This is a genomic window from Pseudomonas sp. FSL R10-2964, from assembly GCF_009600035.1.
GTDB classification, from domain to species: Bacteria; Pseudomonadota; Gammaproteobacteria; order Pseudomonadales; family Pseudomonadaceae; genus Aquipseudomonas; species Aquipseudomonas bubulae.
In genome coordinates, this window is sequence record NZ_WIWH01000024.1 from 35,878 (window position 1) to 49,708 (window position 13,831).

Here is a 13,831-nt window from a genome sequence, read left to right on the forward strand (position 1 = left end):
GTTTCCAATCAAGTAGCCATAGAGGGAGCAACAATGAAGGTGCTGGCCTGTATCAAACGAGTGGTCGATTACAACGTTAAAGTGCGCGTCAAAGCGGACAACTCCGGGGTTGACCTCGCCAACGTCAAGATGTCGATGAACCCCTTCTGCGAAATCGCCGTGGAAGAAGCCGTACGCCTGAAAGAGAAAGGCGTTGCGACTGAAATCGTCGTCGTCTCCATCGGCCCGACCACTGCTCAGGAACAGCTGCGTACCGCGCTGGCGCTGGGTGCTGATCGCGCCATTCTGGTCGAGTCCGCCGAAGACCTGACCTCGCTGGCCGTAGCCAAGCTGCTCAAGGCCGTTGTCGACAAGGAACAGCCACAGCTGGTGATCCTGGGCAAACAGGCCATCGACAGCGACAACAACCAGACTGGCCAGATGCTGGCTGCGTTGACCGGTTTCGGTCAGGGCACGTTCGCGTCCAAGGTTGAAGTGGCAGGTGACAAGGTTGCCGTGACCCGTGAAGTAGACGGCGGCGCGCAAACTGTTTCGCTGAAATTGCCGGCGATCATCACCACCGACCTGCGTTTGAACGAGCCGCGTTATGCGTCCCTGCCAAACATCATGAAAGCCAAGAAAAAGCCGCTTGAAGTACTGACGCCAGACGCGTTGGGTGTTTCGACTGCTTCGACCCACTCGACCCTGAAAGTGGAAGCCCCGGCTGCACGCAGCGCGGGTATCAAGGTCAAGTCGGTGGCTGAACTGGTCGAGAAACTGAAAAACGAAGCGAAGGTAATCTAATCATGACTATCCTGGTAATCGCAGAACACGACGGCAAGGCACTGGCTCCGGCCACGCTGAACACCGTAGCCGCTGCCGCCAAAATCGGTGGCGACATCCACGTTCTGGTTGCAGGCCAGGGCATTGGCGCTGTAGCCGAAGCAGCTGCGCAGATCGCTGGTGTGGCCAAAGTTCTGGTTGCTGATAACGCGGCTTACGCCCATCAGTTGCCGGAAAACGTTGCGCCATTGGTTGCAGAGCTGGGTGCTGGCTACAGCCATATCCTGGCCGCTGCCACCTCCAACGGCAAAAACATCCTGCCGCGCGTTGCTGCGCAACTGGACGTTGATCAGATCTCCGAGATCATTTCGGTGGTTAGCGCCGACACCTTCACTCGTCCGATTTACGCCGGTAACGCCATTGCCACCGTACAGTCCACTGCGCCGGTCAAAGTGATCACCGTACGCGCCACCGGTTTCGACCCGGTTGCTGCGCAAGGTGGTTCGGCAGCGGTTGAAGCGGTTGCAGCGGTTCACGATGCAGGCACTTCGTCGTTTGTTGGCGAAGCGCTGGCCAAATCGGACCGCCCGGAACTGACCGCTGCCAAAATCGTCGTCTCGGGCGGTCGTGGCATGCAGAACGGTGACAATTTCAAGTACCTGTATGCGCTGGCCGACAAGCTGGGCGCTGGTGTGGGTGCATCCCGTGCTGCAGTTGACGCGGGTTTTGTACCCAACGACATGCAGGTCGGCCAGACCGGCAAAATCGTTGCGCCACAGCTGTACATTGCGGTCGGTATTTCCGGCGCGATCCAGCATCTGGCCGGGATGAAAGATTCCAAGGTGATCGTTGCGATCAACAAGGACGAAGAAGCGCCGATCTTCCAGGTGGCCGATTACGGCCTGGTAGCGGACTTGTTCGAAGCGGTACCTGAGCTGGAGCAGGCGATCTAACTTCTGTAGGGGGCGGGTTCGCCCGCTCCCGCAGGAATAAAGCCATCTGCTTGCAGCACAACTTTTGCCACAATCCGTTTTGTAGTTCTATAGATGCAAGTACAAGTTCGAGTGTAGATTCCCGACGGTAATATCCCATCCTTAATTACGTTGTATCGAGGGTAAGACTATGTCGGGTAAATTCTCCAGGAATGTAATGAATACTCTTGTGGTTGCGCTTAGTTTGGCGTTTACCGGTTCTGCACTGGCCGATACGGCAGTCAATGATCCGCTGTATATAACCGGCAACTATAAATGCACAGGGTTTGACAGTCATGACGGGGCCTTCAAGGGCGACCTGAGTGTCAAAGTGAATGAGAAATCCAGCAACTTCAGCCAGAACTTCGGCGCTTATACCTTCACGCTTGAAGTGGATCTTGGAGGCGACAAGGCCACTTATTCAGGCTACGCCGCCGCCCAGGGTCAGCAATTGGCAATGTATTTTGCCAATGACAGCCAGGAGGCCGCCACGGATCGAGGCATCGGGCTTGCGACCATTACCCGTGACCAGGACAGCAAGGGACAATACACTACCACGCTGCACAAGTCATACTATGCGCCCGACTACAATGGCGGTGGCCATGGTACGGAAACATGCATTAAAACCCCGCAAGTTTGAAATTGAAAAAGCCCCGGAGATTATCCGGGGCTTTTTTGTACGGCCCGGGTTATCAGCTGTAGCTGTTAACTTTTACCAGGGCAGGCTCGGTTTGAGCCTTTTGCCAAGTCAGGGTCAGGGTTTGCAGCACGCGCGCCATATAGTCGCTATCGGCCGCAGCCTTCTTGCCCACGTAGCCTTGGCCACGGCGGTACATTTTGAGGTGGGCGCGCATTTGTGGACGTTCCTCCTCGAATCTGGTTTCTTCCTTGCACGACGTCACAGGATCGATACGTACATCACCGGCTTCGCTGATCCACAGGATATGGTCGTTCAGCGTGTCTTTCTGGGCGGCGAAGAGTCGAGCCAGCTCGTTAACAGTCGGTTGGTTATTCAGGTTCATGGCTAACTCCTTGACTACTCGTTGATCTGTCTAATTGATTCGCGCAACTGCACATGCAGCGCTACGTAGTGTCCATCCAAAGCAGATCTGTCTTGAGTTCGTCATATGTAGTAGTAAAACCCGGCACTACATACAGAGCGTAAAGCGAAGGAGAGCAGCGTGAACCAGGATGCCTGAGTGACATGACGCATCAGCCACAAGCTTCTTGAGGACGTTTCGCTAGCCCCTGTCGTCTTTGACGCGGACGATCAAGCCAGGTCAGCTTCATCAATTCTGCCTTGTGGGCAGTACCTATCCCGGAACAGCCCGACAGCTCGTCGAGCATGCTTGCAACAACCCTTTCCAGCGCTTCCGGTGGGGAAGACGTCTGCATAATGCTGGGGGAAAATCGAGCCGTCAATACTTATGTAGTGATTATTTTATGGCACTACATATGTGACTGGCGGGTCGATTTTCAGCATGCCGGTCATCCCCGATAAATGCCCCAACCGTAGCCGATACCCCCGTTATTTCGGCAGTTCAAGGTAGGCGAGCCCTACTCAGTTGCTGTTGCGCACCCGCCCCGGGTAATTCATCACAAATTGCACATGAGCCTTCACGCCCGTGGCCAGGGTGGCATCGTCGGCGGTGAAGTAGGGGCTGTGGTTGTTCGCGACCTTGCTCATGTCCTGCCCTTCAGGCGTAGCGCCCAAAAATACGAACAAGCCCGGGACTTTTTCGGCGTAGTAGGAGAAGTCTTCGCTGGGCGACAGGGACGCCGGCAGCAACTGCACCTTGCCTGGCGCAGCCAGTTCCAGTGCCGGGACCATGGCTGCGGTCAATTGCGGGTCGTTGCTGGTGACCGGCGCATGATTGACCAGCAGCAGGCTGGCTTCGGTCTCGTAGGCACTGGCAATGCCTTGCACCAGGGGTGGCATCTTTTTCAGCAGGGTGTCGCGCACTGCCGCGCTGTTGCTGCGGATGGTGCCGGTCATTTCCACGCTTTCGGGAATGATATTGGCTGCAGAACCGGCATTGACGGTGCCAACACTGATCACGCCCATCCCCTGGGTCAGATCAGCCCGGCGGCTGACCAGGGTTTGCAGGCCGTTGATAATGCCTGCGCTGGCTACTACCGGGTCGACGCCGCTCCAGGGGGCCGAGCCATGGGTTTGCTGGCCTTTGACGATGATGCGAAAACCGTCGCTGCTATTGAGCACGGTACCGGCCTTGTAATACAGATGACCGGTGGGGTAACCCGCCATCACATGCACGCCGAATATGGCTTCGACCTTGGGGGAGTCCAGGGCGCCGTCGCGGATCATCGCCTGGGCACCCACCAGGGTTTCGGTTTCGAATTCGTCCAGGTCTGCCGCGCCTTCTTCAGCGGGCTGGAACAGGAATACCACGGTGCCGGCGACCTGATCGCGATGCTCGGCCAGCACTCTGGCTGCACCCAGCAGCATGGCGGTGTGGGTGTCATGGCCGCAGGCGTGCATCACCGGTACGGTCTTGCCCAGGCGCACTCCCGTGGCCGTGCTGGCCCAGGGCAGGCCGGTCATTTCCTTGACCGGCAGGGCGTCCATATCGGCGCGCAGGGCCATCACCGGGCCAGGCAGGCCACCCTTGAGCACGGCCACTACACCGGTCTTGCCTACTTGGGTGCGCACCTGCAAGCCCAGGCTTTTGAGTTGCTCGGCGACCAGGGCGGCGGTCTTGAATTCCTGATTGCCCATCTCCGGGTTCTGGTGGAGGGTGTGGCGCAGGGAGATTACCTGCTCATTGACCGTCGCGACGGCGGGGTCGACCCAGCTCAGGTCAGCCGCATGGCCGGTGCTGGTCAGCGTGCTCAACAGTGCGAGGTACAAAGGGGCATGGCGAAGGCGGGGCAGCATTGAAGGTCTCTTGTTTGTTGTTTTTAGGGCGTTCAGGGTAAGCCAGTTTTTCGCACAGGCGGCGCAACCGCCGGGCTAAAAGCGTTCGATTACCGCCCATTAGCCGAGTGTCCAATTGCCCTGCCATTGCCGTCGTGCTTACTCTGGCGCAGACAACACCCATAATAATGACAACACCGAGTACCTTGCCGATGGATAGCCGCCTGCTGAGTGAACGCAGTAGCGTGTTCCGACACGCCGACCCACATGCCGTGTCCGACTATGTAAACCAGCATGTTGGCCAGCACTGCATCGGCCTTTCCAGAACCACCCGGCCGCTGGCCAGCCTCAATCACCGTAAATTCGCCGAGCTTGATCTGTGCCGCATCAGTTATGGCGGCAGTGTGCGCGTGACCTCGCCCGCACTGGAAACCATCTTTCACTTGCAGGTGCTGCTCAGCGGCAATTGCCTGTGGCGCGGCCCGAACCGCGAGCAGCACCTGGTGCCGGGGGAGTTGCTGGTGATCAATCCGGATGATCCGGTCGATTTGACTTACTCTCAGGATTGCGAAAAGTTCATCCTCAAAATACCGGCCAAATTGCTCGAATCGGTGTGCGACGATCAGCGTTGGCGGCGGCCGTCAGGCGGTGTGCGCTTTATGCGCAATCACTACCGGCTCGATGAGCTGGAGGGCTTTATCGGTTTGCTGGGCATGGTGTGCCAGGAGTCCGAGGCCAGCGATCCGCTGCTGCGGGTGCAGGAGCACTACACGCAGATTGTCGGCAGCAAGCTGTTGACCCTGATGCAGACCAATATCAGCCGTGAAAACCTGGCATCAGCCAGTGCCGGTCTTGAGCGCATACTCGATTACATCGAGCGCAATCTCAAACAGGAACTCAACGGTGAAGACCTGGCAGCACAGGCCTGTATCAGCCAGCGCTCGTTGTACAGCCTGTTTGAGCGCCAGTTGGGCGTGACGCCCTTGCAGTACATTCGCCAGCGCAAACTTGCGCGGATTCATGCCTGCCTGAACGACCCGAGCTGCACGGTACGCAGCCTCACAGAGCTGGCGCTCGATTACGGTTTTATGCACTTGGGCCGTTTTTCCGAAAGCTACCGTTTGCAGTACGGCGAGCTGCCTTCAAGCACCTTCAAGCGCCGGCACTGAGCAACGGCTTTTGTGGGAGCGGGCTTGCTCGCGATGGGATCGCTGCGGTGTCAGCGGAACACCGCGCTGCCTGGATCGCGAGCAAGCCCGCTCCCACTGAAATACCCGTCTTGCCTGCACTAACCGGATAACGATCCGCAGTAAACGGATAGTGCCCCGGACATCGACTCCCTAACCTGACCCGGCCTGGATAATAACAACGGAGGCCCTGGCCATGTCCCTGGGTATCGATTACTTGAATGCCATGCTGGAAGACGACAAAGACAAGGGTATCTACCGCTGCAAGCGTGAGATGTTCACCGACCCCGACCTCTTTGAACTCGAAATGACCCATATCTTCGAGGGCAACTGGATCTACCTCGCCCACGAGAGCCAGATCCCCAACGTCAACGACTTCCTGACCACCACCATGGGCCGCCAGCCGATTTTTATCGCGCGTAACAAGGCCGGTGAACTCAACGCCTTTCTCAACGCCTGCAGCCATCGCGGCGCCATGCTGTGCCGGCACAAAACCGGCAACCGCGCCAGCTATACCTGTCCGTTTCACGGCTGGACCTTCAACAACAGCGGCAAGCTGCTCAAGGTCAAGGATCCGGGCGCCGCCGGTTACCCCGAAGGCTTCAACTGCGAAGGCTCCCATGATTTGACCAAAGTGGCCCGCTTCGAGTCCTATCGCGGCTTTCTGTTTGGCAGCCTCAACCCCGATGTGAAATCCCTGGCCGAGCATCTGGGTGAATCCGCCAAGATCATCGACATGATCGTCGACCAGTCCGCCGATGGCCTGGAGGTGCTGCGCGGTGCCAGTTCCTATATCTACGAAGGCAACTGGAAACTGACCGCCGAAAACGGCGCCGATGGCTATCACGTCAGCTCCGTGCACTGGAACTACGCGGCCACGCAAAACCAGCGCACCCTGCGTGAAGCGGGTGAAGAGATCAAAACCATGAGCGCCGGCAGCTGGGCCAAGGGCGGCGGCGGTTTCTACTCCTTCGACCATGGCCATCTGCTGCTCTGGACTCGCTGGGCCAACCCCGAAGATCGTCCGGCCTACGAGCGCCGCGACGAACTGGCCCGTGATTTCGGCCAGGCCCGTGCCGACTGGATGATCGAGAACTCGCGTAACCTGTGCCTGTACCCCAATGTGTACCTGATGGACCAGTTCAGCTCGCAAATCCGCATTGCCCGGCCCATCTCCGTGAATAAGACCGAGATCACCATCTACTGCATCGCGCCCAAAGGCGAAAGCAGTGAGGCGCGCACCAAGCGCATCCGTCAGTACGAAGATTTCTTCAACGTCAGCGGCATGGCCACTCCGGACGATCTGGAAGAGTTCCGCTCCTGCCAGACCGGTTACGGTGCAGGTCGCGGCTGGAATGACATGTCTCGCGGAGCCGAACACTGGGTCGAAGGCGCCGATGCCGCCGCCGCAGAAATCGACCTCAAGCCGCTGTTGTCCGGGGTGCGTACCGAAGACGAAGGCCTGTTTGTGCTGCAACATAAATACTGGCAGCAAACCATGCTCAAGGCGGCTGGTGGCGAGCCCGCGCTGATCCCCGTGGAGGCTGTGCAATGAATAGCCTTTACCCCATCGTGCGGGATTTTCTGTACCGCGAAGCGCGTTACCTGGACGACGGCCAGTGGGATCAGTGGCTTGAGCTGTACGCCGCCGATGCCAGTTTCTGGATGCCGTGCTGGGATGACAACGACCGCCTTACCGAAGACCCGCAAAGCGAAATCTCGCTGATCTGGTACGGCAGCCGCGGTGGCCTGGAAGATCGCGTGTTCCGCATCAAGACCGAGCGCTCCAGCGCGACCGTGCCCGACACCCGCACCTCGCACAACCTGAACAATATCGAGATCGTCGACCAGGCCGACGGCCTGTGCCAAGTGCGTTTTAACTGGCACACCCTCAGCTTTCGCTACAAGACCACCGACAGCTACTTCGGCACCAGCTTTTACACCCTCGACATGCGCGGCCCACAGCCGCTGATCAAGGCCAAGAAAGTCGTGCTCAAGAATGACTACGTGCGTCAGGTCATCGACATCTACCACATCTGATCAAGGCTGTGATGCGTGCCTGAGAGTGCCTGTGGGTGCCCGGGCCGGGCATTGCCTGCGAGGTACATTATGAGTTTTCAAATTGCCCTCAACTTCGAAGACGGAGTTACCCGTTTTATCGAGACCAATGGCCAGGAAACCGTCGCTGACGCCGCTTACCGCCAGGGCATCAATATCCCGCTGGACTGCCGCGACGGTGCCTGCGGTACCTGCAAGTGCTTTGCCGAAGCTGGCCGCTACGAGCTGGGCGAGGACTATATCGAAGACGCCCTCAGCGCAGAGGAGGCCGGTCAGGGCTATGTGCTGACCTGCCAGATGCGCGCCGCCAGCGACTGCGTATTGCGGGTGCCTGCTTCTTCGACCTTGTGCAAGACCCAACAGGCCAGTTTTGATGCCGTTATCAGCAATGTGCAGCAGTTGTCCGAGAGCACCATCGCTCTGTCGATAAAGGGCGAGTCCCTGGGCAGCCTGGCGTTTTTGCCGGGCCAGTATGTCAACCTGCAGGTACCCGGCAGCGGGCAGAGCCGGGCCTATTCCTTCAGCACCCTGCAAAAGGATGGCGAGGTCAGCTTCCTGATCCGCAATGTCCCGGGCGGGCTGATGAGCAGCTTTTTGACAGGCATCGCCAGGGCTGGCGACAGCATGACCCTGGCGGGCCCTTTGGGCAGCTTTTACCTGCGTCAGATCCAGCGGCCCTTGTTGTTGCTGGCAGGTGGTACCGGGCTGGCGCCGTTCACCGCCATGCTGGAAAAAATCGCCGAGCAAGGCAGTGCCCACCCGGTTCATCTGATCTACGGCGTGAGCAACGACTTCGATCTGGTGGAGCTGGATCGCCTGCATGCCCTGAGCGAGCGCATCGCCAATTTCAGCTTCAGCGCCTGCGTGGCCAACCCGCAGAGCCAGCACCCGCTCAAGGGCTATGTGACCCAGCATATCGAGCCGGGCCACCTCAACCAGGGCGACGTCGATGTGTACCTGTGCGGCCCGCCGCCGATGGTGGAAGCGGTCAACCTGTATATCCGCGAGCAGGGCATTACCCCGGCCAATTTCTACTACGAGAAGTTTGCCGCTGCGGCCTGATACTTTGATTGGAGCTAGCCATGAACAACCGATTCCACAACAAGGTCGCGCTGGTTACCGGCGCCGCCCAGGGCATTGGCCGTCGCGTGTGCGAGCGTCTGCTGGGCGAGGGCGCGCAAGTGATTGCGGTGGACCGTTCCGAGCTGGTCTTTGAGCTGCAGGGCGAAGGCGTGCTGGCCCTGACTGCAGATCTGGAGCAATACACCGATTGTGTGCGGGTGATGGCTGCAGCGGTGAATACCTTTGGCCGCCTCGATGTGCTGGTCAACAACGTGGGCGGCACCATCTGGGCCAAACCGTTCGAGCATTACCGGGCCGAGGAAATCGAGGCCGAAGTTCGTCGCTCGCTGTTCCCCACTCTGTGGTGCTGCCATGCGGCGCTGCCCTACATGCTCGAACAGGGCAGCGGGGCGATTGTGAATGTTTCTTCAATCGCCACCCGCAGCGTCAACCGCGTTCCTTACGGCGCGGCCAAGGGCGGCGTGAATGCATTGACTGCCTGCCTGGCGTTCGAGAATGCCCAGCGCGGGATTCGTGTCAACGCCACTGCCCCTGGGGGCACTGAGGCACCACCGCGGCGGATTGCGCGCAATGAGAACGAGCAAAGCCCCGAGGAGCAAGTCTGGTACCGGCAAATCGTTGACCAGACCCTCGACAGCAGCCTGATGAAACGTTACGCCAGCCTCGATGAGCAGGTCGGCGCGATCCTGTTTCTGGCTAGCGACGAAGCCTCCTATATCACCGGCGTAACCCTGCCGGTGGGTGGCGGCGACCTCGGCTGACTTCTCTGATAAAAAAGGACAACTGCCATGAGCCAAATTCTGATTGAAAGCCTGACGACCCTGATCGTCGACCTGCCCACCATCCGCCCGCATACGCTGGCCATGCACACCATGCGCAAACAGACCCTGGTGATTGTGCGCCTGCGTTGCAGCGACGGTATCGAAGGTGTCGGTGAAGCCACTACCATCGGCGGCCTGGCCTACGGTTACGAAAGCCCGGAAAGCATCAAGGCCAATATCGATGCGCATCTGGCACCGATGCTGGTGGGCAAGCCAGCGGCCAATATCAACGCCGCCATGCACAGCCTGGACAAGATTGCCAAGGGCAATACCTTTGCCAAATCGGGTATCGAAAGCGCGTTGCTCGACGCCCAGGGCAAGCGCCTGGGGCTGGCGGTCAGCGAGTTGCTGGGCGGGCGCGTGCGCGACAGCCTGGAAGTGGCCTGGACCCTGGCCAGCGGTGACACTGCCCGTGACATTGCCGAAGCCGAGCAGATGCTCGACCTGCGACGCCACCGCATCTTCAAATTGAAGATCGGTGCCAACCCGCTGGAGCAGGACCTCAAACATGTGCTGGCGATCAAAAAGGCCCTGGGTGAGCGCGCCAGTGTGCGGGTTGACGTCAACCAGTATTGGGACGAGTCCCAGGCCATTCGTGGTTGCCAGGTGCTAGGTGACCACGGTATCGACCTGATCGAACAGCCGATTTCCCGGGCTAATCGTTCAGGGCAGGTGCGTCTGAATCTGCGCAGCCCGGCGCCGATCATGGCCGACGAATCCATCGAAAGTGTCGAGGACGCCTTCAGTCTGGCGGCGGACGGTGCGGCCAGTGTATTTGCCCTCAAGATCGCGAAAAACGGCGGGCCCCGTGCAGTGCTGCGCACTGCTCATATCGCCGAGGCCGCCGGTATCGCCCTGTATGGCGGCACCATGCTTGAAGGCTCGGTGGGCACCCTGGCCTCGGCCCATGTTTTCCTCACCCTCAAGCAACTGACCTGGGGCACCGAGCTGTTCGGGCCACTGCTGCTGACCGAAGACATCGTCACCGAGGCGCCGCAGTACCGTGATTTTGAGCTGCATATCCCGCGCACTCCAGGCCTGGGCCTGACGCTGGACGAAGAGCGCCTGGCCCGTTTTAGCCGCTGACACTCTGAAAAACCCCTGTGGCAGCGGGCTTGCTCGCGATGCAGACGACTCGGTGCATCCGCGCTGATGCTATCGCGAGCAAGCCCGCTCCCACAGCCACTTCCCCTATTTCTTCAAGGAGAGCCCCATGCTTTTCCACGTAAAAATGACCGTAAATCTGCCCCTGGACATGGACCCGACCAAGGCCGCAAAACTCAAAGCCGACGAAAAGCAACTGGCTCAACGGCTGCAGCAGGAAGGCACCTGGCGCCATCTGTGGCGCATCGCCGGGCACTACGCCAACTACAGCGTGTTCGACGTGGTCAGTGTCGAAGAACTGCATGACACCCTGCTGCAATTGCCGCTCTTTCCCTACATGGATATCGAGATTGAAGGGCTGTGCCGCCACCCGTCCTCGATCCACAGCGACGACCGCTAACGCTTTCTATCCCTTGCACAAGAACAAGATGAGGTGAGCCCCATGACCGTGAAAATTTCCCACACCGAAGTCATCCAGCGCTTCTTCAAGGAAGCCGCAGGTTTTTCCAGCGATAACGGCAACCCGCGCCTGAAAAGCATCATCCTGCGCATCTTGCAGGACAGCGCCAGAATCATCGAAGACCTGGACATCACTGAAGATGAATTCTGGAAGTCCGTGGACTATCTCAACCGCCTGGGCGGCCGCTCGGAAGCCGGGCTGCTGGTGGCCGGGCTGGGCATCGAGCATTTTATCGACCTGTTGCAGGACGCCAAGGACGAGCAGGCCGGTCAGACTGGCGGCACCCCGCGTACCATCGAAGGCCCGCTGTATGTGGCCGGTGCCCCGGTGTACGAAGGGTTGGCACGGATGGACGACGGCAGCGAGGAGGGTGTTGCCACCGTGATGTTCCTCGAAGGGCAGGTGTTCGATCTTTCGGGCCAACCGCTGGCCGGTGCCACGGTTGATCTATGGCACGCCAACACCAAGGGTACCTACTCGTTCTTTGACCAGAGCCAGTCCGAGTACAATCTGCGCCGACGTATCATCACCGATGCCCAGGGCCGCTACCGTGCCCGCAGCATCGTGCCCTCGGGCTATGGCTGCGACCCGCAGGGGCCGACCCAGGAATGCCTTGACCAACTGGGCCGTCACGGCCAGCGTCCGGCCCATGTGCACTTCTTTATCTCGGCTCCCGGTCACCGTCACCTGACCACCCAGATCAACCTGTCCGGGGACAAGTACCTGTGGGACGACTTTGCCTATGCCACCCGCGACGGCCTGGTGGGTGAAGTGCAGTTTCGCGACGACGGTGCCCGTGGTGTTGCCGGGCGATATGCCGAGTTGAGGTTTGACTTCCAGTTGCAACAGGCCGTCGCGCCTGCTGCCGAACAGCGCAGCCATCGCCCGCGGGCCTTGCAGCAGGTCTAACGGGCGGCCAGTGCCTGGGCAAACTGCTCCGGCGTGGGGCTTTCCTGCCAGTGCGCCGCGCTGTCGGCCAGCACCAGCCAGGGTTGTTTGTGCCTGAGCCAGATATGCGCGACCGGCTGCAATGACGGGCTGTGATCCAGGGTGCCGGCCCGTAACACGCACAGCCCGGGGGCTGCCGTAGTGGTGTTGTAAATGGGGGTGTGGCAACGGCTGCACAGTACGTGTTCACTGCGCTGGCCATTGCTGTCATGGGTGCAGGTCTGCAATGGGCCTGTGACCCTGATTGCGTCTGCGGGCAGCAGGCTGTGCAGGGCAAATGCGCTGCCGCTACGGGTCTGGCAGTCGCGGCAGTGGCACGCGTAGACGACTGGCGCCACCTCGGTATGGAGGGTATAGCTCACAGCCGTGCAGTAACATTTGCCGGTGACAATCATGAAGTATTCCTTGAAGCTTGTGGTGTGCTGGAGCAGGCAATGCCTGCGGGATATGCTCGGCCAGCATGACGCAGCGCCGGGTGAAAGAACATCCGTCAAAATTGCCCTACGGCTCACAGGAAATGTATAACCCCCCCGCAATTGCAATGGGAAACCCAGCGCGCCTTTTTGGCGGTTTTGCGTACCGGCAGTCTGTCCGGAGCCGCCCGCTTGCTCGGTATTGCCCAGGCCACCGCGCGGCGGCGCATTGAAACGCTGGAACAAAGTGTGGGCGTGAGCCTGTTTATCCGCTCACCCGGCGGGCTGATGCCCACCGAGATGGCCAGGGATCTGATTAGCCATGTTGAGAACATGGCCCTGGCAGCCGAAGCATTCACTCGCGCGGCGTCTGCTGATGTCGCGCAGTCCAGCGGCACCGTGCGCCTGACCAGCAGCAAGCTGCTGGGGGTTGAAGTGTTGCCGCCGATGCTGGCCACGCTGCACCGTACCTATGGGCAGCTGGCAATTGAGTTGAGTGTGTCGGATCGTTTGCAGGCATTGGACCGTCAGGAAGCGGATGTGGCAGTACGTATCCGCCGGCCCACGCAAGGCGCTGTGGTTGCACGTAAAGTCGGTGACTTACAGGTCGGGCTATACGCCAGCGGCCAATTGTTGGCGCAACACGGTGTGCCGGGCAGTGTCGCCGAGCTGTCGCAGTACCCGTTGATCGGGCCGGATCGTAATCTGGCAGAAGTGGATTTTCTGCGTGACCGCGGCTTTGATTGCTCGGCACCGCGCACGCTGTTTCGCAGTGACGATCATCTCGCGCAACAGGCCGCTATTCGCGCCGGAGTGGGCCTGGGTGTGTGCCCGGCGCAACTGGCGCAGCGTTACGGTCTGGTACGGGTGTTGCCCGACCAAGTGGATTTTGCCGTGGATGTGTGGATTGCCATGCACCAGGATATGCGCAGGGTCCAGCGTATCAGCCTGGTTTTCGATGAGTTGGGCCAGGCTCTCGCAACGTTTTTGACGACGGGCTGTGCAGCGACCTGAGCATTTAGCCCGATGTACAAGTGTTGGCCCGGCAACAGTCATCCAACAGACTGTGGCCAAACAGGCAGCGCTGTCCCTTGCGCAACAGCGAGAGCCCCGGCCCCACAGGGTGGAAGTGCTGCGGCATGGTCTGTG

The 13,831-nt window shown here is 59.7% G+C and carries 15 protein-coding genes; 12 read left to right on the forward strand and 3 right to left on the reverse strand.

Annotation, left to right across the window (positions count from 1 at the left end):
• Nucleotides 1–33 precede the first annotated feature (33 nt).
• From GHN92_RS14805 to GHN92_RS14815, 3 genes are all read left to right on the forward strand, one after another.
• Nucleotides 34–783: an electron transfer flavoprotein subunit beta/FixA family protein gene (locus GHN92_RS14805; protein WP_133145057.1), complete on the forward strand. Its 750-nt coding sequence runs from the start codon at nt 34–36 to the stop codon at nt 781–783.
• 2 nt (nt 784–785) lie between these two features.
• Nucleotides 786–1,715 (forward strand): electron transfer flavoprotein subunit alpha/FixB family protein, encoded by a 930-nt coding sequence (locus tag GHN92_RS14810; protein WP_150629013.1) that lies wholly within the window; start codon nt 786–788, stop codon nt 1,713–1,715.
• Between the two features lie 196 nt (nt 1,716–1,911).
• Nucleotides 1,912–2,373 (forward strand): hypothetical protein, encoded by a 462-nt coding sequence (locus GHN92_RS14815; protein WP_095018427.1) that lies wholly within the window; start codon nt 1,912–1,914, stop codon nt 2,371–2,373.
• A 52-nt stretch (nt 2,374–2,425) separates the two neighbouring features.
• Here the strand turns inward: GHN92_RS14815 and GHN92_RS14820 are convergent, their stop codons facing one another.
• Together GHN92_RS14820 and GHN92_RS14825 are read right to left on the reverse strand one after the other, a co-directional pair.
• Nucleotides 2,426–2,755 carry a hypothetical protein gene (locus GHN92_RS14820; protein WP_094999986.1) on the reverse strand — a complete coding sequence of 110 codons (330 nt, stop codon included), beginning with the start codon at nt 2,753–2,755 and terminating at the stop codon, nt 2,426–2,428.
• A 539-nt stretch (nt 2,756–3,294) separates the two neighbouring features.
• Entirely contained in the window at nt 3,295–4,629 is a 1,335-nt protein-coding gene (locus GHN92_RS14825) for an amidohydrolase (protein ID WP_095018428.1), read from the reverse strand.
• A 191-nt stretch (nt 4,630–4,820) separates the two neighbouring features.
• On the opposite strand from GHN92_RS14825, the gene GHN92_RS14830 reads away from it, so the two are divergent.
• The 8 genes from GHN92_RS14830 (at nt 4,821) to catA (ending at nt 12,230) form a co-directional block, all read left to right on the forward strand.
• Entirely contained in the window at nt 4,821–5,777 is a 957-nt protein-coding gene (locus GHN92_RS14830) for an AraC family transcriptional regulator (RefSeq protein WP_095023288.1), read from the forward strand.
• A gap of 214 nt (nt 5,778–5,991) precedes the next feature.
• Nucleotides 5,992–7,350, forward strand: coding sequence for a benzoate 1,2-dioxygenase large subunit (gene benA / locus GHN92_RS14835; protein ID WP_153380471.1), 1,359 nt, complete (start codon nt 5,992–5,994; stop codon nt 7,348–7,350).
• Entirely contained in the window at nt 7,347–7,835 is a 489-nt protein-coding gene (gene benB / locus GHN92_RS14840) for a benzoate 1,2-dioxygenase small subunit (protein ID WP_153380473.1), read from the forward strand. The genes benA and benB overlap by 4 nt, the downstream gene beginning before the upstream one ends.
• 69 nt (nt 7,836–7,904) lie before the next feature.
• Nucleotides 7,905–8,915 carry a benzoate 1,2-dioxygenase electron transfer component BenC gene (gene benC / locus GHN92_RS14845; protein WP_153380475.1) on the forward strand — a complete coding sequence of 337 codons (1,011 nt, stop codon included), beginning with the start codon at nt 7,905–7,907 and terminating at the stop codon, nt 8,913–8,915.
• A gap of 20 nt (nt 8,916–8,935) precedes the next feature.
• Nucleotides 8,936–9,697, forward strand: a complete 762-nt coding sequence (locus tag GHN92_RS14850; RefSeq protein ID WP_095018430.1) for a 1,6-dihydroxycyclohexa-2,4-diene-1-carboxylate dehydrogenase — start codon at nt 8,936–8,938, stop codon at nt 9,695–9,697.
• A 27-nt stretch (nt 9,698–9,724) separates the two neighbouring features.
• Nucleotides 9,725–10,843 (forward strand): muconate cycloisomerase family protein, encoded by a 1,119-nt coding sequence (locus GHN92_RS14855; protein ID WP_095018431.1) that lies wholly within the window; start codon nt 9,725–9,727, stop codon nt 10,841–10,843.
• A 127-nt stretch (nt 10,844–10,970) separates the two neighbouring features.
• Nucleotides 10,971–11,261, forward strand: a complete 291-nt coding sequence (gene catC, locus GHN92_RS14860; protein WP_095018432.1) for a muconolactone Delta-isomerase — start codon at nt 10,971–10,973, stop codon at nt 11,259–11,261.
• A gap of 42 nt (nt 11,262–11,303) precedes the next feature.
• Entirely contained in the window at nt 11,304–12,230 is a 927-nt protein-coding gene (gene catA / locus GHN92_RS14865; RefSeq protein ID WP_095018433.1) for a catechol 1,2-dioxygenase, read from the forward strand.
• Here catA and GHN92_RS14870 read toward each other — a convergent pair.
• Nucleotides 12,227–12,664, reverse strand: a complete 438-nt coding sequence (locus GHN92_RS14870; RefSeq protein ID WP_153380477.1) for a GFA family protein — start codon at nt 12,662–12,664, stop codon at nt 12,227–12,229. The two genes, catA and GHN92_RS14870, sit on opposite strands and share 4 nt — an antisense overlap.
• 126 nt (nt 12,665–12,790) lie before the next feature.
• Between GHN92_RS14870 and GHN92_RS14875 the strand changes: the two genes are divergently transcribed.
• Complete coding sequence (locus GHN92_RS14875; protein ID WP_178102634.1) at nt 12,791–13,696, forward strand: LysR family transcriptional regulator; 906 nt, start codon at nt 12,791–12,793, stop codon at nt 13,694–13,696.
• Nucleotides 13,697–13,831: the final 135 nt, after the last annotated feature.